The 22,376-nt window shown below is 42.2% G+C and carries 20 protein-coding genes; 9 read left to right on the plus strand and 11 right to left on the minus strand.

Annotation, left to right across the window (positions count from 1 at the left end; all coding sequences use genetic code 11):
* The first annotated feature begins 505 nt into the window (after positions 1-505).
* Positions 506-1,648, plus strand: a complete 1,143-nt coding sequence (locus PSF16_RS10070; protein ID WP_006658072.1) for an MFS transporter — start codon at positions 506-508, stop codon at positions 1,646-1,648.
* 60 nt (positions 1,649-1,708) lie between these two features.
* Here the strand turns inward: PSF16_RS10070 and PSF16_RS10075 are convergent, their stop codons facing one another.
* Entirely contained in the window at positions 1,709-2,650 is a 942-nt protein-coding gene (locus PSF16_RS10075; protein ID WP_272689198.1) for an ATP-grasp fold amidoligase family protein, read from the minus strand.
* A 499-nt stretch (positions 2,651-3,149) separates the two neighbouring features.
* Between PSF16_RS10075 and PSF16_RS10080 the strand changes: the two genes are divergently transcribed.
* Positions 3,150-4,067, plus strand: coding sequence for a bestrophin family protein (locus tag PSF16_RS10080; protein WP_006658074.1), 918 nt, complete (start codon positions 3,150-3,152; stop codon positions 4,065-4,067).
* A 37-nt stretch (positions 4,068-4,104) separates the two neighbouring features.
* Here the strand turns inward: PSF16_RS10080 and PSF16_RS10085 are convergent, their stop codons facing one another.
* From PSF16_RS10085 to PSF16_RS10115, 7 genes are all read right to left on the minus strand, one after another.
* Entirely contained in the window at positions 4,105-4,884 is a 780-nt protein-coding gene (locus PSF16_RS10085; RefSeq protein WP_006661202.1) for a heme ABC transporter ATP-binding protein, read from the minus strand.
* Positions 4,885-4,887: 3 nt separating this feature from the next.
* The gene (locus PSF16_RS10090; protein WP_272689199.1) at positions 4,888-5,889 is read right to left on the minus strand and encodes a FecCD family ABC transporter permease; all 1,002 of its coding nucleotides are present in this window, start codon (positions 5,887-5,889) and stop codon (positions 4,888-4,890) included.
* On the minus strand, positions 5,886-6,707 hold the full coding sequence (locus PSF16_RS10095) for a heme/hemin ABC transporter substrate-binding protein (RefSeq protein ID WP_006661204.1): 822 nt from the start codon (positions 6,705-6,707) through the stop codon (positions 5,886-5,888). The genes PSF16_RS10090 and PSF16_RS10095 overlap by 4 nt, the downstream gene beginning before the upstream one ends.
* A gap of 15 nt (positions 6,708-6,722) precedes the next feature.
* A complete protein-coding gene (locus PSF16_RS10100; RefSeq protein ID WP_036975136.1) occupies positions 6,723-7,772 on the minus strand; it encodes a hemin-degrading factor in 1,050 nt (349 codons plus the stop codon).
* Positions 7,773-7,797: 25 nt separating this feature from the next.
* On the minus strand, positions 7,798-9,801 hold the full coding sequence (locus PSF16_RS10105) for a TonB-dependent hemoglobin/transferrin/lactoferrin family receptor (protein WP_006661205.1): 2,004 nt from the start codon (positions 9,799-9,801) through the stop codon (positions 7,798-7,800).
* Positions 9,802-10,142: 341 nt separating this feature from the next.
* Positions 10,143-10,334, minus strand: a complete 192-nt coding sequence (gene hemP, locus PSF16_RS10110; RefSeq protein ID WP_006661206.1) for a hemin uptake protein HemP — start codon at positions 10,332-10,334, stop codon at positions 10,143-10,145.
* A gap of 207 nt (positions 10,335-10,541) precedes the next feature.
* Complete coding sequence (locus PSF16_RS10115) at positions 10,542-11,423, minus strand: LysR family transcriptional regulator (RefSeq protein ID WP_272689200.1); 882 nt, start codon at positions 11,421-11,423, stop codon at positions 10,542-10,544.
* Positions 11,424-11,520: 97 nt separating this feature from the next.
* On the opposite strand from PSF16_RS10115, the gene PSF16_RS10120 reads away from it, so the two are divergent.
* Positions 11,521-11,961, plus strand: a complete 441-nt coding sequence (locus PSF16_RS10120; protein ID WP_006658082.1) for a PACE efflux transporter — start codon at positions 11,521-11,523, stop codon at positions 11,959-11,961.
* 42 nt (positions 11,962-12,003) lie between these two features.
* Here the strand turns inward: PSF16_RS10120 and PSF16_RS10125 are convergent, their stop codons facing one another.
* The 3 genes from PSF16_RS10125 to PSF16_RS10135 all read right to left on the minus strand — a co-directional run bounded on the left by PSF16_RS10125 (position 12,004) and on the right by PSF16_RS10135 (position 14,508).
* Entirely contained in the window at positions 12,004-13,194 is a 1,191-nt protein-coding gene (locus PSF16_RS10125) for a cyanate transporter (RefSeq protein ID WP_272689201.1), read from the minus strand.
* Positions 13,191-13,337: a hypothetical protein gene (locus PSF16_RS10130; RefSeq protein ID WP_195848104.1), complete on the minus strand. Its 147-nt coding sequence runs from the start codon at positions 13,335-13,337 to the stop codon at positions 13,191-13,193. Before PSF16_RS10130 ends, PSF16_RS10125 begins: the two co-directional genes overlap by 4 nt.
* 235 nt (positions 13,338-13,572) lie before the next feature.
* Positions 13,573-14,508, minus strand: coding sequence for a LysR substrate-binding domain-containing protein (locus tag PSF16_RS10135; RefSeq protein ID WP_272689202.1), 936 nt, complete (start codon positions 14,506-14,508; stop codon positions 13,573-13,575).
* Positions 14,509-15,109: 601 nt separating this feature from the next.
* On the opposite strand from PSF16_RS10135, the gene PSF16_RS10140 reads away from it, so the two are divergent.
* From PSF16_RS10140 to PSF16_RS10165, 6 genes are all read left to right on the plus strand, one after another.
* Positions 15,110-15,715 (plus strand): ankyrin repeat domain-containing protein, encoded by a 606-nt coding sequence (locus tag PSF16_RS10140; RefSeq protein ID WP_006658087.1) that lies wholly within the window; start codon positions 15,110-15,112, stop codon positions 15,713-15,715.
* 18 nt (positions 15,716-15,733) lie between these two features.
* Positions 15,734-16,657: a DUF2877 domain-containing protein gene (locus PSF16_RS10145; protein WP_272689203.1), complete on the plus strand. Its 924-nt coding sequence runs from the start codon at positions 15,734-15,736 to the stop codon at positions 16,655-16,657.
* Positions 16,647-18,197 carry an acyl-CoA synthetase FdrA gene (gene fdrA / locus PSF16_RS10150; RefSeq protein WP_272689204.1) on the plus strand — a complete coding sequence of 517 codons (1,551 nt, stop codon included), beginning with the start codon at positions 16,647-16,649 and terminating at the stop codon, positions 18,195-18,197. Before PSF16_RS10145 ends, fdrA begins: the two co-directional genes overlap by 11 nt.
* Positions 18,197-19,612 (plus strand): DUF1116 domain-containing protein, encoded by a 1,416-nt coding sequence (locus tag PSF16_RS10155; protein ID WP_006661213.1) that lies wholly within the window; start codon positions 18,197-18,199, stop codon positions 19,610-19,612. Before fdrA ends, PSF16_RS10155 begins: the two co-directional genes overlap by 1 nt.
* A 157-nt stretch (positions 19,613-19,769) precedes the next feature.
* A complete protein-coding gene (locus PSF16_RS10160) occupies positions 19,770-21,332 on the plus strand; it encodes a xanthine permease (protein ID WP_272689205.1) in 1,563 nt (520 codons plus the stop codon).
* 74 nt (positions 21,333-21,406) lie between these two features.
* Positions 21,407-22,357, plus strand: a complete 951-nt coding sequence (locus PSF16_RS10165; RefSeq protein WP_006661215.1) for a carbamate kinase family protein — start codon at positions 21,407-21,409, stop codon at positions 22,355-22,357.
* Positions 22,358-22,376 lie beyond the last annotated feature (19 nt).

Genomic DNA, 22,376 nt, shown 5'->3' on the forward strand with positions numbered 1-22,376 from the left:
GAAGCAAGATAATAATTTATAAATAATGAATACCACTAATTAAGTATATTGATAAACTTGAGGCTAATTAATTAGCTAAATTAGTTTTGAATAAATTTCTTTTAAAAAAAACGATAAATATATTTTGAAAGATGGGACTGAAGCAGGGAGTTATGTTTCAAAAAGTAACAATAGGGATTTTTTTGGGGATTATCTTATCATATTGATAATAAATAGTTTGCTTGTTTTTATGGCGATTTTTTAGGGGGGGGTACTGCATAAAAAAACGTGATTTTTCTCACATAAATAAATTTACTAGTCATCATTAGTTTTTCTCATTGTCATTCCCTCGATGAAAGATCTATATTGCGCTCAAATTAGCCTCATCTATTTAATTTCATCACTGCACTAGTCGCTAAGGTATATTCATTTTTGTGAATATTGCTATCGTCATGACCGACGTCTTGCAGCGCAGAGTATTTATTTTATTTTTGGAGAGTGGGACGTGAAAGAGTCCACCATTTTAATGCGTAAAAGCGACAATACCTTTGTACCTGTTGCAGGCTTAACCCTGTTTGCTATTGCATCTGGTTACCTGATGAGCTTAATCCCACTATCGATGGGCAGCTTTGATATTGATACTCAGTATGCGGGCTGGTTAGCGAGCGCCTACTATATTGGTTTATTGATTGGTTCAATGATGATTGAACCTGTGATCGCAAAAATTGGTCACCGTCTCTCTTTTATTGGTTTTCTCGTCATGCTGGCGGTTACCGTTATTTTATTGCCATGGACGCCAACCATTGAAGCATGGTTACCTAACCGTTTAATCGCAGGTATTGCGGTGGCGGGAATTTTTGTGGTGGTAGAATCGTGGTTATTGATTGGCGATAACCCTAAAGAACGTGCGAAGCGATTAAGCTTTTACATGACCTCATTATATGGCGGCACGACGTTGGGTCAGCTCGCAATTGGTGTTATTGGGACTCAAGGGGTTGTGCCATTTATTGTTGTATTAGGTTTGTTGCTTGTCGCGATTTTACCGCCATTGCTTGTGCGTCAAGGACAACCTGCATGTGGGTTGCACCAGAAGCTCTCATTGAAACAAATTACGCGTTTAAGTAAACCCGCAATAATGGGCTGCATGGTCTCTGGAATTGTAATGGGCACCATTTATGGATTAATGCCGCTGTCTCTGAAAAATGATCACTATACAACTGACCAAGTCGGGGTACTGATGGCATCGATCATTTTGGGTGGGATGCTGATTCAGCCCGTGATCAGTAAGTTGTCGGTGATGATGAGCAAAACATTGTTATTGGCGATGGTGTCACTATTAGGCGTATTTGCGATGGGAATGATTTATATCTCAACAGATTACGTGGTGATGATCGTGGCATTAGCATTACTGGGAATGTCTTCATTTGCCTTATATCCCATCGCCATTACATTAGCGTGTGATAATTTAGACTCATCTTTTATTGTCGCTGCAACGCAAGTGATGTTATTTAGCTACAGTGTGGGTTCTGCGATGGGACCGATTGCGGCTGGCACATTACTAGAACAACATAGTGGGCTAACCAATTTCTTCTTTATTGTATTGTTAGTGACTGCGATTTATATGTTGATCGCAAGTTTACGTCGTAAAGCGAGCGTCTTGGCTAACTAATTGCACTTGGTAGTGAAAAATAAAACGCGCTATTTTGACTCAGTAGCGCGTTTTTTATGGTTATTTTTTCTTACTTAGGCTGGCGAGTGTTAGCTCTGGCTTGAATGTGTGAAGCATATTGGGTGTCGTAATTTTTTGTTCCCATAATTCGCCCAGTTTAAAATCCCAAGAAAGCGGGGTAATGACGGTGCGTCCTGCATTGGGAGCAAACGTGAGCTCGCTAAAATAGAGCTTATTTTCAGCCATTAAAAAATCAGCTCGGCAATAATCAAATGGGATCACCAAAATTTCGGCTAGCCTTAACATCTCTCTAAACTGAGTTGGTTCATTAATAGGCTCTAACATTTGAGGGTAGCCAAAACTCACTGGTTGTAGCTGCCAATCGGTATCATAAAGATTGATAAATTCAGTACCGTCCTCATCCGTATAATCGATTTCAGCGTAAACGGGTTTACCTGAAAAACAGTGAATACGGCAAGTTTCAGGCACTAGCTTTCTTGTTTTCTGCTCAAATAAATCAATGTATTCTTCGCAAATAATTTGTGAAGGAATATTTTTATAATGGCGTTCACGAGTAATGTAATAGAGATTCTTCATTAAATGGAACGACAACTTATCTTTGGCTTTTTGTAAGTCAAATTTGGATTTATCCGTGCAAATAATGCTACTACCACTGTCGTGAGTGCACTTTAAGACGAAACGTTGCGGAAGTTTGGTTAAATCAATTTCATCCACATGCTGATATGTCGCAAGAATCGGCACGATATGTTCTTGTCCGATAGTCTGTGTGACATATTCGCGCACGGCAAGCTTGTCAGCGAATTGACTATGAAGTGGATTTCGGTCGTGAATCATTCGAAAATTCACTTTTTCATTAAAACTTTTCGGTGAGTTAAAATTGGGGTAATAGCCTAATTTTTTGATAAATTTACTCGTTAGGTAATTTTTATCACTCATAATAAATGTGCGAATTTTTTTTAGGAAATATTCTGTTTTTTTCATAAACAAGCAACCATTCTTAATAAATTAGTATTTTATTAATGTTTTTATAGTTTGGATTATATTAACCACTATTTAAATGATGACTAAATGATAATAGCAATCACATTGCTAATATTAAGAGTTCCTTAAGAATTCTGCTTGGGTGTAATATAATTAAATGATATTTAAGATAAATTTAATTTAGGGTAAATCAAATGATTAAATTTCAATTTAGTATATCAACTGTTTAAGTTTTGGGGTGATTAATTTTAAAATTAAATAATTATTTCATATTCTATATTTAAATTAATTATTAATCATATAGTGTCAATGCCTGAAATCTTAAAGTAATTAAGAACAGTAAATAGAGTAAAAATATTGAGGATATTTAAATACTTTGCCAATAAGTTGATTTTAGTTAATTTAATGTTAAATTTCTGATGATATCAAAATATAGATTGCTGAAATGAATTGTGTGATAATCATCACACATAACTATTCTTTCAATTATTATTCAATTATGGTCATTCGCCCGCATCAACACTGGTTTTTTAGGTTGTTTGATTGGCACGGTTCCGTGCTGTCTAAAATTACCTTCAGATTATCACTTAATATCATGATGTCCATTGTCGCTATTTTAATCTATCAATGGTACGAGCAATTAGGAATACATCTCACAATAGCCCCATTTAGCTTATTAGGGATAGCTATCGCTATCTTTTTGGGCTTTCGAAATAATGCCTGTTATAGCCGTTTGGTTGAAGCAAGGACACTCTGGGGCTCAATATTAACGAATCAACGTAATATATTAAGAAACATCAAAGGATTATTACCGAATGATCCATTAGCACACCGCACCTTTGCTAATTTACTTATTGCATTTAGTTGGAGTTTAAATCACGAACTCAGACGAACAAATCCAAAGGTTGATTTATATCGGTTGTTACCGCGCGATGTTTTCTTAGATGTGATTAAAAGCCCATATCCCACCAGCCGAATCCTGATGCACATCGGTCTTAGTGTTGGGGAATTACGGGATAATAACCTGATTAGTGACGTTCTTTTTCAATCCATCAATAAAGATGTCAACGGATTGTCAGAGGTATTAGGGGGGTGTGAACGCATCTCTAATACGCCAATCCCATTTGCTTATACATTGATTTTACAGCGCACAGTGTATCTTTTTTGTACGTTACTGCCATTCGCATTGGTGGGAGATTTACATTATATGACGCCTTTAGTCTCAGTGTTCGTTTCCTATACCTTCTTGGCGTGGGATGCATTAGCTGAGCAATTAGAAGATCCATTCGATGTACTAGACAATAGCTTACCATTGAATGCGTTATGTACAGGGCTTGAACGTAATGCCCTTGATATGATTGATGCAAAACAGTTGCCGCCACCGGCTAAGCCAAATAAATATTTTAATTTATTATGATAGTAAGGCCGCAAGTTATAGCTTGCGGCTTCTGTCGTTAATGGCGCAGATACACATGGGGGGTCGCAGTTTCAGGATGAGGTTGTACCCCTAAATCCGCTTGATACCATTGCGTTAAATTCTCAGTGGTTAACACGTCCTGTGGTGTGCCTGCCACCACTAATTTCCCTTGATGAATGAGGTAGACCTTATCGGCATATAATGCTGTCAGGTTTAGGTCATGTAATACGCAACAAACGCCTAGTGGTCTTTCGCGAGTCAGTTGATGCAAAAGCCGCAAACTGTGTTGCTGGTGGTACAAATCAAGGGCTGAAGTCGGCTCATCGAGGAATAAACAGGCTGGGGTTGGTTCAGGCTGCCATAATTGCGCTAATACTCGAGCCAGCTGAACGCGTTGCTGCTCGCCACCCGATAATTGACGATAATCTTGATGGCGTAGTGGGGTACAGTGGGTCTGAGCCATCGCAATATCAATAGCTTGTTGTTTATGCTCTGAACCATAAGGTGTCCTTCCCATTGCAACAACATCTTCAACACTGAAAGCAAATTGCAAGTGACTTTGCTGTTTCATCACGGCGCGTTTTTTTGCAAGCCCTTGAGGATCCCAATCGGACAATAATCGACCTTCGATATGGCATTGACCTTGAGTAGGCTGGGTGTAGCCAGTCAATAATTTCAGCAGGCTAGATTTACCTGCGCCATTAGGACCGATAATAACAACCATTTGATTTTGCTGTATGGATAGGCTGATATCGTCGATGAGTGTTCGATTATTAATACGATAACTCAAGTTGTGGGCTTCGAGTAACGGGGGCATCAGTTAGATCCTTCCTGCGGGTTGGCGAAGTATTAGCCATAAAAAGTAAGGGCCGCCAATCAATCCGGTTAATAAACCAACTGGAATTTCAGCGGGAATGGCTAAAGTACGAGCCAGTGTGTCGGCAGTTAATAGCAAGCAAGCGCCTACAATGGCTGAACCTGGAATTAACCATCGATGGTCAGGTCCAAGCGTCATACGAATTAAATGGGGAACGACGAGTCCAACAAAACCAATAACACCACTCATTGCGACGGTGCAGCCAATTAATAATGCGCTGAGGAATAACAAAATAAATTTACTGCGTTCAACATTCAGCCCCAAATAATGAGCGTCCTCATCCCCTAATTGTAAAATATTCAAGGCGTTACCTTGCCATAGACAGAATAAGCTGGTGGGAACAATGACGCTGGCTGCAATAGTGAGTGATGTCCAATTAACATTGCCTAATGACCCCATCATCCACAAGCTAAATGTGCGTAGCTGTTGGTCATTACTCATGTAGCTGAGTACACCAATCAATGACATACACAGAGCATTGATGGCGATCCCTGCCAGTAAGAGTCTTGCCAAATTCCCATTAGACATCCGATTGAGACTAAAGATAATCAGGGAAACCGCTAAACTACCGACAAATGCTGCGCCCAGATGACCGTAACTGAGCATTAATGTGGGTAATGAAAATGGCAAAACAATAAATGCAGCAACGCACAATGCCGCACCGCTGCTGATCCCTAAAAGACTTGGGTCCGCGAGAGGGTTACGAAATAGCCCTTGCATCATTGCGCCCGAAACCGCGAGCGCTAAACCCACTAAAATGGCAAGCAACACTCTGGGTAAACGAATAGTGAGCCAAATTTGCCAATCTGGATCGGTGGATGGTGCGAATAACAGGGTTGTTAGAGGTAGATTTATCGCCCCTACTGTAGAGGCAGCCACAGTGACTGCCCCCAGTATTACCAATAACATAAAGATTTTAACAAGAGGGTGCTTAAAACGACTCATTGGTTTTTTTCTAACGCCTCTCTCAGCTGTTGCATGACTTTAGGTGTGCTTAAGCTGAAGCTCAGCATCCCTGTATCATCTACCACTAAAATTGCACGATTTTTGCCAGCAGGAGTGAGTGCTAATCCCGGTAATTCCCAAACTTTATCAATACCACCAAGGGATTTTATCCCTTGCTCAGAGACCACGACTAAATCCGGTTGACTATAAATAAGCCCTTCTTGGGAAAGTGGGCGATAGCTGGTGAAGTTGTTCATTGCATTTTGCGCACCCACAGCGGTTATCATGCTATCGGCAGCGGTTTTTTGTCCTGCCGCCATCGGTTGTACACCGCCATGGCTCATCAGAAAAATCACTTTTTTATTTAATGGGCTAGTGGGTACCGCGAGGAGCTCAGTATTAAATTTCTCGACGAGCTTTTCCCCGTTTTCGGGTAATCCTACCGCCTGCGCGATAGTGGTAATTTTTTCAGGAATGGCTTCTAATTTCGGCTTTCCTGTTACTTTAATTACCTTAACACCACTTTTTTCGATTTGGGTTAATGCAATTGAAGGTTGAGAAAGTTCACTGGCAAGCACTAATGTTGGGCGTAGAGAGAGTACACCTTCTGCATTTAACATGCGCATATACCCGACATCAGGCAGCTTCGTTGCTTGCTCTGGATGTAAGCTACTGCTATCGCGCCCAACAAGATTATTTTGTGCACCGAGTGCATACACAATTTCGGTGACATCACCGCCGAGTGTCACTAAACGGTCAGCAGCGTTGGCAACAAAAGAAGCTGCCAGAGTGATGGTCATTAGAAGCCATTGTTTCATAACAAATACCTAATATTAGATTCTTGGCAGGGACATAACTTGCTGGCACCAGTGCTCTTGCTCTGGAGTGCCTTCAGTGCGTTGTCCGTACATTTGCGCGATTTGATTGCCTTGATCATCAAACACTTCGAGGCTTGTCACAAAACCATCTTCCGTTGGTTTACGCGTAACCCAACATTCAGCGACGCCATTTTCAATCATGTGTAGGGTGAAATCTGGGTTGAAAATATTCAACCATTTGATATCAGAACCTTCAGTTTGATGAGGCATCAAACGTTTGATTTTCCCTGTGAAAATTTGCACACACCCACGGTTACCCACGAAAATCATGATTTCATTTTGATCTGCTAAAGCGGTATTCACTAACTGACTGAATGAATCATTCGGCACTTTCCAAGCTAAATCATCGCTGACTGCACTAAAGACTTGCTGACGGCTTAAGTTATTTTTCTTTAGTAAAATGAAGAATTGGTGAACATCCGTCATATTGCGCCACTCTTGCTCGAGCTGTTGTTTTAACTCATCGCTGATAGGTTGTGGGTTATATGGCTGTGCTTTTTCAACAGTTAACAATGGGTTTTCTGTGGACATGTATTTTTCGATAAGTGCATTCCATGCATCCATATCGGTATCATTGGTGGTATACACTTTATGCAGTGCATCACCGTGTTTATCGAAGAATTGAATGCTGTGGCGTTCGCCATGCTTAGCGTCTTCGGTTAAAACAAAAATACTGTCCCAATGCGAGAAAAACATGCGCAGATCGAGTGCGCCAGGGTTAAGAATTAAACCGCCATGAGGACTAAATCTTGCGTTTTCATAGCGTCCAACTTGCTCATGAACCACATATTCATTGCGCGTAATGGCTTTGACTGGACCGACAGCTTCCAAGGCAGTTAATAACGTTGGCGCATCAATGATAAGGCGTTTTGCCTTATCACGCCCAACGCGGCTATGCAGTAATTCCCCTTCAGAAACATTTAGATAAGCAGCGAGATCTCTCGCATACTTAGCTTTATTATCTGCTTTGGCTTGTTGATAACGTTCGAAAAGTGCTGAATTCACAGGTTTCTCCTTTATGTAGTGTGAATTACCATTGGAAGCTGACGAGCAGCTTAGCATTACGACCATCTTGGGGAATCCCCTGAGAGGAGTAATACTCTTTGTCAAAGGCATTTCCTAAAACGACACTGGTGTCTAACCCTTTAAGACTTCCATTACCTTGATAATTTAAATAGAAATCATGAACGGCATAGCCCGCTTGTTGTTTTAGCTTGGATGTTTTATCGAAATCGGTATGGGTCGTGAACTCACCTAACCAACCCACAGAAAAGCCGCTGTCTGCGACAGGAATAGAAAGATTACTGGTCAGCGAGTCTGGTTTAATGGACTCAATAGCATTGCCAGTGTGTTCATTGATTCCAACGGTGTGGTTGTAAGCAAGACCCCATGCAAAGTAGTCAGTGGTATAGTCCAGTGAAACGTCGGTTCCCCAAATTTTGGCGCGCTTAGTATTGATGGACGTGGTGTAGTTATTGTCCCAATTAACGCGGTCTGGATGGACGTAAGTATTAATATAATCCTTGGCTTTAGTATCAAAATAACTCGCTTTAAAGCGCAGGTTATCCCGTGCCATGAGCAAATCATCAAAGCGTAAGCCAAAACCATATTCCGCAGTACGGGTGGATTCAGGTTTTAGATTGGGATTTGGACGCCAATAGTTGGAAATTGGGCCGCCTTTGAAATGGAGGGAATCGTTATACATCTCCATCATCGTTGGTGCACGGAATGCCTCGGAATAGGAAGCAAATAGCATGGACCATTCTGTTGGCGTAATACTTACAGCCGCTTTTGATGACCATTGATCTGCGTTGACATCTTTGTTGCCTTTTGCGGTGGATTTATAGTTGTCATAACGCGTCCCCAAAATAAAGGACACAGGCAGATCTTTTAAGGTGATTTCATCTTGAATAAAACCGGAGGCAAATGTGATTTCTGCATCAGGGAATTGCGTGGTTGTGGCGTAAGGTGTCTGTTTTTGGCGATAAGCTTCGGTACCGTACGTGAAGTTATGCGCAGCTAATGGTAAATCGTAGACATTGGAACGATTATCCAGTTTGAGTCCGTAGGTTTTTTGGCTACGTCCTTCATAGTTGGATTCCTTACCTTTAGAGGTGATATTCACATCAGAATAGTAAGGGGTGACTTTCAAGTTAAGCCATGGGTTATCATTTGGGTTAATCTGATAAGTTGCTTGAAGATCACGTTGGCGAGTCGTGCGATTCACCTTTTTATTATCATTACTGGCGCTGAGCTGTTGCGGATCTTTTGGCTCGTAAGCATCGTTATTGTAATAACGAATTTGTCCTGAAAGGGTTTGCGAATCATCCAACTGCCATGTTCCTTTACCCAGCATATTGGCAATAGTTTCTTTATTGTCCATCTTCTCGCCACCACCAAGACGGGTATCACCGACTTCTTTGGTCACAAAGCTGAATAATCCATCAAAATCCTCTGTGCGCCCAAATGTTGAGCCGCCAAAGCCAAAACTGTGATCTCCCGTAGCGCCTTGCGTAAAGACACGGAATCCTTGATTTTGCCCTTCACGCAGTAAATCTTTTGCATCCACAGTTTCCCATGCGATTACGCCGCCCATGGCTCCGCTTCCATACAGTAAGGCAGATGGGCCACGAATAATTTCCACTTGCTTGATAAGCGCAGGGTCAAGGAATGTGCCGTTAATATGTCCGGTATCGGTACCTTGGCGGATGCCATCAACGAGCGTCAAAATGCCACGACGGTCAAAGCCTCGCATACTGATATCTTGACCATTAGTTCGGCTAGTCCCTGTGAGTGCAATTCCTGGAACTTTACGCAAAATATCATTAGCGTTAGTTGCTGTTTTGGTTTCTGGTGAGTCATTTTTAATGACGGTCACCATCATAGGGGTGTTGAAACTATCTCGTTCGTTACCCGTGGCATACACGGTCATCACATCATGGTGATTGCTGGCGGGCGTTTTTTCAGTCTGTGCAGTTGCCATCAGAGGCAACAGGGCGCTTGCCAGCACAGATAAACGTAAGACTTGAGACATACAGGTGATACTCCCTAAAAATTATTAACTCTTTGATGAGTGAAATACAGGATTAAGAATAGTTTTATCATCAGAGCGTTATGGCGTGCTTATAGGGTCTTGAGACGGTGACGCTTTCAATGGAATAGGTGAAAAGGGGTATTTGAACCCAATAAGCGATGATAGGGTTCGAAAGTGCGCCTTGAGGTTATCCAGATTTACAGCAGCAAAGCCCGTAATAAACACCATAAGAAACTGTGTCCTGATGTATAGAGTTAAGCTGGCTGCCTAGTATCATGACGTAGGTGGCTTGCGAGATAGATTGTATTTTTGAAACAAACTGCGTTGTGAGTACGAAAAAACTACTTAGTTAAAATTAATTTACCCGTACGGGTTTGTCGTAACTGATAAATTTCACCACGATGTTCAATGGCAATTTTGCCCGATGAACCTAATAATTTTTGGCTTTCAATCAGCCCATTTTTGACTGAGTAATCTGCCAATGAGCTTGATTTTGTGGTTTCGTCAATAAGTTCAGAAAGTGGCTTGGTCATATTATTCACCACATAAAATTTACTGGTAATAAGAATGATATTGATAATTATTATCTTTAAAAAGATTGCTAATATCAAGTGATTTTCACAATCCACCAACAAAAGAGTTACATGGTAAATGAGTACTCTATTTATGATTCAAATAGGCAGTTATTTTGCTTTTTGATGATGGATTGAACTTGACCTTCAGATCACTCAAAAGTATTACTACATATTGGCTTTTAATAGCTCAATACACTCTTGTGCGCCGCGTTTGAGTACCTGACCTTTTAAACACACTACATGAATGGGGAGTGCTAATCCATTTGGTGTATTTTGAAATTCTAAACGTTTGAGTGAACCTGCTTTTAACTCAGTTTCAACTAATGACGTGGGTAAATTTCCCCAACCCATTCCTTTTCTGACCAAACCCAATGCCATTGTGAAACTGTCGGTACGCCAATAATGGCTGGAAACAATGGAACGGCAGTCACTAATTGGGTGATGAGAGCTAGCGACAATGATTTGGCGTGTTTGCACAAGATCTTCGATGTAGAGCGCACGATTATGCTCAATTGAAGGATGATTGGCACTGATAGTGGCAATGAGCGACTCATAACCAATACATTGGAATTGCTCTTGGGCATTGATATATAACCCGCCAAAAGCAATCGCTAACTGGAGGCGCTTACTGTGCAATAACGGCAAAATATCATCCTGAGGGGCGGTAATCAGTTCAACATGCATCAAAGGATAGCGCTGGCTCAGTGTGTGTAATGCATCCAGTAATACATTGGGATTAATTCCTTCCGCAACACCAATCGTCAGTGTACTTTCTACCCCTTGTGTTAGCTCTCGCGTGAACACATTCAGCTGGCGTAAATTATCAACAATATTACGCGCGTAAGGGGCAAGAGAAAGGGCCTGTTCAGTGGGTTTAGGCTCCCGTGTATGCCGCTCAAACAATGAAAAACCTAATTCAGCCTCAAGGTTAGCAATGGCCATACTGATGGCAGAAGGGACTCGGTGTAGTGCTCTTGCCGCAGCAGAAAAGGAGCCTTTATCAAGTACAGTTAAAAAAATCATGAGGTTTTCGCTGTTAAATGGCATATCTCACCTTTCAGTTTTATTGATAGTAGCTGACTTTTATTATCATTAATGTTGATTTAATTTACCAGCTTTCAGTAAACAGAAGGCGAGATAAAAGATGCAGGGTATTAAACGTAAAGTGGTTTTTATTACGAGCTACGAAGTGATTGGTTGGATGATTTCATCGTTGGGATTGGCATTGCTTTCCGGTAATTCGGCCGGAACGACAGGGCCATTGGCATTAGTGATTACGACGATAGCGGTGAGTTGGAATTTTGTTTTCAATGTGGCATTTGAATATTGGGAGTCCAAACAAAAATCCAGAATTAGAACCTTTAGACGCCGTCTTGCCCATGCCGTGTTATTTCAGTTGACGCTGGTGGTATTTTTAATTCCACTGATTGCGTGGTGGTTATCAGTATCGCTTTGGCAGGCATTAGTTCTTGATTTTGCACTGATTATTTTTATTCCAATTTATACTTTCTTCTTTAATTGGGCATTTGACAAAATTTTCGGACTGCCAAAATCTGCGTTGGCGCAGGACGAAACCGTTGCATAAGACAAGGCGATGATTGCAGGATCATCACCTTATCTATTAGGGTTATTTGACACTAAAAATCCGATGATATCCTTTGGGATTCAAGCGTAAAAATAGCAGTAATGTAACGATCACTAAAACAAAATGGAGTAGCCAAACTGGGGTGAAACTGTGGCTAAATTGCTGCAATGAGGCGGCAATTAAAGGTCCAAATGCTGCGATAATAAACCCGCCCGCTTGCATTAAGGCGGTAAGGACACCGGCACTGGCAGGGTGAGCGATATGGTCTAAAGAGGTAATGATGGTTAAGGCGAAGCAGCCACCTAGCCCGCACCCCAGCAGCCCGACCCAAAGTAATGGTAACGTGTTAGGAAATAGAATTAACCCAGCAAATCCGCAGGCTTGGCTCACCAGTGTGACGGTTAACCAAAAACGGCGATCAATATTATGAGAAGCCAACACCGGAATCATCAGCGCGGCTGCGGCTTGGAAAATGGTTAAAATAGCGACCAGCGAACCACTTTCCGTTGCACTGAATCCTTGTTGTTGAAAGAAAGGCGCCAGCCACGTTACTACCGTTGCGTAACCTGCATTCACTAAGCCGAATCCCGCCATGAGTAACCACGCTCGAGGTTGCTTAAGATAATTAAAAACACTGAGCTGCGTTGTGGCATGGGGCATTTTTGACGAACGGATATTCACGATGATGGCAATCAAGGCGAGTAAGGCTGGAAATGAGAGCCATGCAAGTCCGCTCTGCCAGCTTCCAGAAAGGTGTGTAATCAGTGGTGTCAATTGAGCACCCAGTGCGCCTCCTACCATTAATGTTGCGGAATATAGCCCCGTCATTGTTGCCATTTTTTGCGTGAATGAAAATTTTATCAATCCGGGGAAAACGGCTTGAATATAGGCAGCCCCTATACCACATAAGAATGCTGTCAGTAATAATGCATTCGCATCAGAAACAAATAATCGACAAAGAGAGCCGACGAGTAGAAATAACATCGCGAGGCTAATACCCAGCTTATCGCCTAATTTCTGATTTAAGGCAGGCACTATCAAGGCACCAAACCCCATCAATAGCATAGGAAGCAGTGTTAACAGTGAAACACTCTGATAGCTCATTCCTGTTGTTTGAATGATATTGTCGATGACTGGACCCGGTCCCGTCATAAATGGGCGCAGATTGATCCCGACAAGGGCAATCGTCAGGATCAAACCAAAAGACGCGGGAAGTGATTTTTTTATTTTCATGAATGGTGTCGCTGCCACCGTGTACGATATAAGGCAGACTGTGTTTCATCTTCCACGATGATGGCACCAAAGGGGCGTCTACCCTCTGCCACATTATCCGCGGCAAGGGCAATTGTGCGCTGTAAAAATTGTTTATCGAGCATAGTTTGTGCACCTGACTTTTCAAGTATTCAAATACGGTGATGGGCGAGCTTACACGATGCCATTTCAAGCATGTCCATCGAATCTATTATTTCCTTTAATCCAATCAAAAAAACCGTGATATTTCAAAATCAAATAACTCAGTTCAGGGGATTAATTGAATGAATTCATTGCGTCACGTCGTGTTGCTGAAAACCTTTGATTCATCAGAGATGGTCTGTGTACAGGGGAGCAACATTAGTTCGCGATGGGTTTTAGCAAATCACTATAAAGCTCAGCTAAAATGCCATTTTTCATAAACTCTTTTCTAATCCATTGTGTGACTAGCCCTGTTGCGGAGTGCTGTGTAGCGAGTAGCATATGAGAATCCTGCCTTGGATTTTGAATTTGTTTGGTGACTAAAACACCGTTTTTAACGTGCTCCTTCACCATATAGTCGGGTAAAAAACCGATGCCTTCCCCTAAAATTTGGCATTGGCACTTGGTATTAAAATCAGGTACCTGAATAGCTTCTTGTCCGTGAAGCAACCAGCCAACACGTTTATTGATCGTGTGGGCGGTATCTTCCACCATGATGTTTGGATAAAGACGTAATTGGCTTTCCGCGATGGGTTCCGGCATTAAGGCTAAAGGGTGGCTGGATGCGATGGCAAATTGCCAGTGAATAGCGCCAATTTCCGTATAATCAATACCTCCGCCATCCATGAGTGTACCCGGAGCACCAATCGCAATATCGGCATGATTGTTAATAATGGCATCCCAAACCCCGTTATAGACTTCGGTGGTGACTGTAATTTGGCAAGTACCAAACTGTTTTTTTAAAATTTGCAGTAATTTTGCCGTATGGTAAGGGGTGTAGATCAACTGATTAATACAGATACGAACGCGAGCTTCAATGCCTTGCTCAATAGAATCGATGCTTTTTTTAATCAAATGAAAGTTATTCAGAAGATCAGTCGCTTTGCGATAAAAATAGTATCCTGCTTCGGTTAACTCAATATTGCGCGTATCGCGAATAAATAGCGAGACGTCTAAGTAGGTTTCGATGCGTTTTATCGTGTAACTCACCGCGGATGTGGTAATGCCGAGTTCTTCAGCCGCTTTACTGAAGCTGGCAAATTTAGCGGCGGTGGTGTAGGTCAATAAATTCTCTTCAGTAAATATCGAGTTCATGTAGATTATTCCATTATGTGCGAAAATTCACCGAAATCGCTGTTTCTGTGAATAAAATTCAAGAGCTTAAAAAATAGACTGTTTATTGATTGTTTTGGATAAGCAAAGACAGGGTGGCATATCTGCTTTAGCGCTTCAATAGTATTTAATTTATGTCACGACAAAAAGCCACTTATTAAATGATTATTTATATCCAAACTGCTTAATATTATTGAATTTAATAGTGATTAATGGATTCGGTTTTATCGAGATAATAAACATAAAAATTACAATGTTAACAATTTGGAAACCTTTGATTTGATGCGCATCACAAAATTGAAGAAAGAATAAATTGGCAAATCGATTAACAAGATAATTTGGTTGAATTGTCTATTAAATAAACAAAAAAACATCATAAAAGGTCGGTGAAGGGTGCTTTTCCGCACAAAAATGGTTGATTGTTGAATTTAAATCAATAATTAGACGGCCGATTGATGAATTAAATTTAAATGGATTCTATTTATTAATGGCAATTGCTATGCTCTAACCATTCTCAATAATCTTTAATTCATATTTAAACTGGCTATCTGGAAACTTAAAATAGCTAAGTGTGGAGAGCGCTATGACAGAAAGTACACTCATTCAAGATTTTCTTAAAGCAGCGGAACAAGGTCAATTAGATATTTTGAAGAATTGCCTTGAAAAAGGTGTTGATATTAATAGCACTAATCGCCAAGGTCGAACGGCGATTGTGAATGCGAGTTTAAATCAGCATTATGAGTGCGTTTCTTTTCTGATTAATGCTGGAGCAGATATCAATAAACAAGACCAAACATGTTTTAATCCATTTTTATTAAGCTGCCTGAATAATGATTTAACATTATTACGCTTAGTTTTACCGGCTAATCCTAATTTGGATCTGTTAACACGTTTTGGTGGTGTAGGGATTACGCCAGCGAGTGAAAAAGGGCATGTTGAGATTGTCCGTGAACTATTGGAACACACCGAGATTAATGTCAATCATACCAACTTCGTTGGTTGGACCCCTTTACTTGAAGCCATCGTACTTAATGACGGTGGTGAGAAGCAGCAGCAGATTGTGAAACTATTATTAGAGCACGGTGCTAATCCACACATGACTGATAAATATGGTAAAAAGCCATTAGAGTTAGCACAAGAAAAGGGTTATCACGAGATTGCTGAATTATTGATTGCAGCGGGTGCATAGCCATCCCTAAGGGGGATTGTGAACAACGATCAATCTCAGCGGCAAATCATTTATGGGCTAACGGCTGACGCGCATTTTCTTCATCTTTTGCATCAGCCATCATTAACAGGGAATGTAGAGCAAGTTTTTAATAAAGCCATTAATTTTTCGATTGATAACCAACTTTATACCTTGCTTGGCTCGCAAACGGATAATGCACCGAATAGCTGCCGAATAATTAATAAGGATTTTTTACCGTTAAATATAATGGCGGGGGATTCTGTTTTTATTTTAAATAATGAAATCCATATTAGTGAAAAATATGCTATTTCATTTTTATTATGTAAGAAATGGAACCCACCAACGGTTTATTTTATTAATGAAAAATTAAAAGAAGAAAAATACCGTTATTTTCTTCAGTCTAAAATAAACGAAATTGATTCTATTTTAAATGATAAATCACATTCTCTGTTTAACTACCAAGGAGAGAACTGTTTTTATCTTGAATCATCAAAAAAATTAAATGAATTACGCTCCAGATTAATTAATTCATTTACCAATAAACGGCACCAAGCATTGACTAATATTGTGAGCCAGTTTGTTGGGCTAGGGATTGGGTTAACACCTTCAGGAGATGATTATTTAGTGGGATTGATGGCTTTTTTGTTGTTGAAACACCACCCTGCGAATGCCGTCTATCAGAGCTTTTATCAAGGCATTGCACAAAGCAAGGCGAATACAACACCTATCAGTGCCATTACGTTAGAAAAAGCATTAAACCAAGAGTATCGCGAAAATATACATCAACTGATCCAGTGTTTAGTGGATGGGCGAAACGAAAATATTTATCCAAAAATTTTAGAGATTTTAAATATCGGGTCCAGTTCAGGTTGCGACATGCTATTTGGCATTCGTGATGCGCTGTTTCTGACCCATTATTTCGGAGAAACACATGTCGACTAAAGTTGTCATAAAGAAGAATACCTATTTTGATTCCGTATCATTAATGTCTATTTCCACCAAGGCAAACCAACTGGAAAATGTTGAACAAGCATTCGTGGCGATGGCAACAGAAATGAATAAAGGTGTTTTAAGAAACTTAGGTTTGTTAACACCGGAATTAGAAGAGGCAAAAAACGGCGATTTAATGATAGTAATTAAAGGCCCGAGTGAAGATGCAAATGACGCAACACTTATTGCCATCGAGGAACTTTTTAATAAGAAAAACCAAGGTGGCGGTCAGCACGAAGCCAAGTACGCCACAATTAATTCAGCAAAAACGCATATTCCAGAGGCTAACTTAGCCATTATCTCGGTGAATGGGCAATTTGCGGCTCGTGAAGCGCGTATTGCACTTGAAAATGATCTTAACGTGATGCTGTTCTCCGATAATGTCTCGATTGAAGATGAGCTGGCTCTAAAACAGCTCGCTAGCCATAAAGGTTTATTGATGATGGGACCCGACTGTGGGACGGCGATCATCAATGGTACCGCGTTATGTTTTGGTAACAATGTGCGTCGCGGTAGCATCGGGATTATTGGCGCATCAGGGACGGGAAGCCAAGAACTCAGCGTACGTATTCATGAATTTGGCGCTGGTGTTTCCCAGTTAATCGGGACGGGTGGTCGTGATCTGAGTGAAAAAATTGGCGGCATCATGATGATTGATGCACTGAAAATGCTGGATGCAGATGATGAAACCCAAGTTATTGTACTCATTTCGAAGCCACCAGCACCTATGGTTGCCAAGAAAGTGTTAGAACAAGCAGAAAAATGCCATAAACCAGTGGTGGTTTGTTTCTTAGGTAGCCAGCCATTACCGGATGACAAACCAGGCTTAACATTTGCTCAAGGTACCAAAGAAGCGGCACTGAAAGCCGTGTTGCTGACGGGTATTCGCAAAGAAGATTTAGACCTCCATCCTCTCAATTTACCTTTAATTGATGAAGTGAGAGAGTTACTGAAACCGGAACAAAAATACATTCGTGGTTTATTCTGCGGCGGAACGTTGTGTGATGAAGCGATGTTTGCGGCGTTAGAAAAATACGATGATGTTTACAGTAATATTCAACCTAACCCTGACTATCGCTTAAAAGATATCAACAAAAGTGTTGCTCATACCTTCCTAGACTTTGGTGATGATGATTTTACCAACGGTAAGCCACACCCAATGATTGACCCAACAAACCGTATTGAACGTTTACTGCAAGAAGCCCGTGATCCGGAAGTTGGCGTGATCATGATGGACTTTGTTCTTGGTTTTGGTTCTCACGAAGATCCGGTTGGCGTGATGATTGAGGCTATCAAAGCCGCCAAATCAATAGCAAAACAGGATGGTCGTGAGCTGGTGATCCTCGGTTATGTATTGGGCACTGACCAAGATACGCCATCGATGGATGCTCAAGTCAAGATGCTGACTGATTCAGGCGTGATCTGGGCGAGTAGCAGCACCAATACAGGTTTATTAGGACGTGAGTTTGTTTGGAAAGGGGAAAAAGCGTAATGACTTCATTATTTAAACAACCATTGAACGTAATTAATATTGGCATTGAAATGTTCAGTGATGATCTGAAAAAACAGCACGTTCCGGTGACTCAATTGAACTGGACGCCGCCAGGTCAAGGTAACGTAGCTGTGATCCGTGCGCTTGACCAAATTGAAGGTAATGCCACGTTACAAGCGAAAATCGCCGCAGCGAATGCGCAAGCTCTTGAACGCATTATTCAGTCTCAGCCTGTATTAATCGGCTACGACCAAGCGATTAATGTGGTTCCGGGTATGACGAAAAACACTATTCTACACGCGGGTCCTCCAGTGGCTTGGCAGGATATGTGTGGCGCGATGAAAGGGGCAGTGACGGGCGCACTCGTTTTTGAAGGACTTGCGAAAGATTTGGCGGATGCAGAACGTGTAGCTGCTTCTGGCGAGATCATTTTCTCCCCATGTCATGAGCATGATTGTGTGGGTTCCATGGCGGGTGTGACATCGGCATCGATGTTTATGCATATCGTTGAAAACAAAACCTATGGCAACCGAGCGTTCACCAACCTGAGTGAACAGATGGCAAAAATTTTACGTATGGGCGCCAATGACCAAAGTGTAATTGACCGCTTAAATTGGATGCGTGATGTTCTGGGACCTATGTTGCGCGATGCGATGAAAATCGTCGGTGAAATTGATTTACGTTTAATGCTAGCGCAAGCGTTACACATGGGTGATGAATGTCACAACCGCAATAATGCGGGAACAACCTTGTTGATCCAAGCATTGACGACGGGGATTATTCAAACCAATTTCTCGGTCGCTCAGCAAAAAGAAGTCTTTGATTTCGTTGCAAGTAGTGATTATTTCTCAGGTCCAACATGGATGGCAATGTGTAAAGCGTCAATGGATGCAGCGCACGGTATCGAGTACAGCACAGTCGTGACGACCATGGCGCGTAATGGTTATGAGTTTGGCTTACGTATTAGTGGGCTACCAGGACAGTGGTTTACTGGGCCTTCACAGCAAGTTATCGGTCCGATGTTTGCAGGGTATAAACCGGAAGATTCGGGGCTGGATATTGGTGACTCAGCGATTACGGAAACGTATGGTATTGGCGGATTTGCGATGGCAACGGCACCGGCTATCGTAGCGCTAGTTGGGGGAACGGTTGAGGAAGCGGTCGATTTTTCTCGCCAAATGCGAGAAATCACTCTTGGCGAAAACCCGAATGTGACGATTCCATTGTTGGGCTTTATGGGCATCCCGACAGCGATTGATATCACGAAAGTTGCGGCAAGCGGGATTCTACCGGTGATCAACACAGCTATCGCGCATAAAGATGCGGGTATCGGAATGATTGGGGCAGGGATTGTACATCCTCCGTTTGATTGTTTCGAAAAAGCCATGCTTTCTTACGCGAAACACTATGCCTAGTTGTTATTTAGCTCAATATTAACTAAGCAAAAAATAATGCCCGATTTCGGTCGGGCGATAAAAATAAAGCAACGCATTCCCTGAATTATTCAGTGGCATAAGAGATAGACCGTCAACAACGTGCTGCTTATGGTGTGAGGGGAATGGGAGTAAGAATATGAGTCTATTAAATGTTAAATGGAAACGTGGTGATTTGGCGGCTTATTTTGGTTTGATGACCAATAACCTCACGAACCTACTCACCATGATGGGCTTACTGATTTTTGTTGTCGGCATCCCAGCGGAAATTGTTTATGGTCGTATTGCCCCTGCATTTGGTTTTGCAGTATTACTTGCCAGTGTGAGCTACGCTTACTTTGGTCAGCAAATGATTAAGCAAACAGGGCGAACTGACGTCACAGCATTACCATCAGGTCCAAGTGCACCTTCTATCTTCACGGTCACGTTTTTAGTTATCATGCCGGTTTATCAAACCACGAAAGATCCTGAATTTGCGCTGCAAATCGCGTTGGTTTGGTGCTTTGTTGAATCGATGATTTTAGTGGGCGGATCTTTCTTGGGTGAAACCATCCGTAAAATGATCCCTCGCACTGTCTTATTATCTTGCCTATCAGGTCTTGGATTACTGCTACTGGCAATGAACCCGATGTTGCAAGCTTTCGAAGCACCAACGGTTTCCTTTATTGTCCTGCTGTTAATTTTCATTAACTGGTTTGGTAAAAAACCTATTTTTGCACGTATTCCTACCGGATTGTTACTGCTTATCGCGGGGTCAGTCTTGGCGTGGGTTTCTGGGTTGCAAAGCCCCGAAGCGATTACGGCATCCATGGCATCATTTGGCTTTAACCCGCCAAGTATTCATGTGGATAGCTTCTTCCAAGGTTTACCTCACGCACTGCCATACTTGGCCTCAGCGGTACCTTTAGGTTTAGCGAACTATATCTTCGACCTTGAAAATATTGAAAGTGCTCATGCCGCAGGTGACGAGTACAACACACGCAAGGTGATGTTAGCAAACGGTTTATCTTCAACCGTGGGCGTCGTGCTGGGCAACCCATTCCCTGTGACTGTGTATGTGGGTCATGCGGGTTGGAAAGCGATGGGCGCGAGTGTGGGTTATACACTAGCATCCGGTATCACGATGTTTATCGTCCCGTTATTTGGTATTGGCGCATTTATGCTCGCAGTGATCCCAATGACGGCCATTGTCCCTATCTTAGTGTTTATCGGTGTAGTGACCGCTAACCAAGTGGTGCGAGAAACACCGAAAGTCGAAGTGCCTGTGATTTTTATCTGTCTATTCCCATGGATTGCGAACTGGGCATTGACGATGGTTAACAGTGTCATGGGAGCGGCAGGGACATCTGCAAGCGCGATTGGTACGGAAGTTCTGTTACATAAAGGCGTTTATTACCAAGGTCTGGTTCATTTAGGTAACGGCGCACCACTGGCAAGTATGTTATGGGGCTGTATCGCTATCTTCGCTATCTTAAATAAACCATTACGTGGTGCGATTGCAGCAGCAGTCGGTGCGGTTTTGGTCTTCTTCGGTATCATTCACTCTCCTGCAGTGGGCATTGCGACAGGATCAACATTGATGTTTGTCTACGCATACCTCATGATGGCCGCTTTGTTTGTTATCAAACATTTTTTAGATGGTCGCCAAACGGTGGAGCAGCAACAAGCTGAGAAAGCTGAAAAGCTCAGTAAATCAGCGTAATACGCCAATCTTTATAGTGGGTGTACACAGTACGCCCACTCTCTGCCAAATTTTCGGTATCAGGATAGTTAATCATGAAAGAACTCGTGGTTGTTGCCATCGGGGGCAACAGTATTATTAAAGATAACAGCAGCCAATCCATTGAAGCTCAAGAAAAAGCAGTTCAAGAAGTGGCTCAGCACATCAGCGATATGCTTAAAGGTAATTACAATATTGTGCTGACTCACGGTAATGGGCCGCAGGTAGGGTTGGATTTGCGTCGCGCTGAGATTGCCCATGTGACGGAAGGCCTACCGTTAACACCTCTGGCTAACTGTGTAGCAGATACTCAAGGGGGTATTGGCTATTTAGTCCAGCAAGCACTCACTAACGTATTAGCTCAGCAGCAGCATCGCCAAGCGGTAACTGTCGTGACTCAAGTCGAAGTGGATAAGAATGACCCTAACTTTGCTGCCCCGACGAAGCCAATTGGTGCGTTTTTCAGCAAAGAGCAAGCTGAGTTGTTGCAAAAGGAGAACCCAGACTGGCATTTTGTGGAGGATTCGGGACGTGGATACCGCCGCGTGGTGGCATCCCCTGAACCGAAGCGTGTCATTGAATCAGCGGCCATTCGCACATTGACCGAACATGATTATGTGGTTGTGGCGGCAGGCGGTGGTGGGATCCCTGTGGTGAATAATGGACAGGGCGGTTATCAAAGTGTGGATGCCGTGATTGATAAAGATTTATCGACGACATTGCTGGCTAAAGAGTTGAATGCCGATATTTTGATCATCACCACGGGCGTTGAAAAAGTGTGTATTCACTTTGGCAAACCGGAACAAAAAGCGCTTGGTGAAACTTCCACGACGGATATGCAGCGTTATATGGCAGAAGGACATTTCCCTGCGGGGAGCATGCTACCGAAAATCGAAGCCAGTTTATCGTTTATCGCTAATGGCGGTAAGCGCGTGATTATCACGACTCCTGAAGCGCTGCCTGCGGCGTTACGCGGTGAAACAGGAACCCACATTATTCAAGGCTGAGTCTCACTCGACCTCACGA

The sequence above is a fragment of the Providencia sp. PROV033 genome, from assembly GCF_028484855.1.
GTDB lineage: Bacteria > Pseudomonadota > Gammaproteobacteria > Enterobacterales > Enterobacteriaceae > Providencia > Providencia alcalifaciens.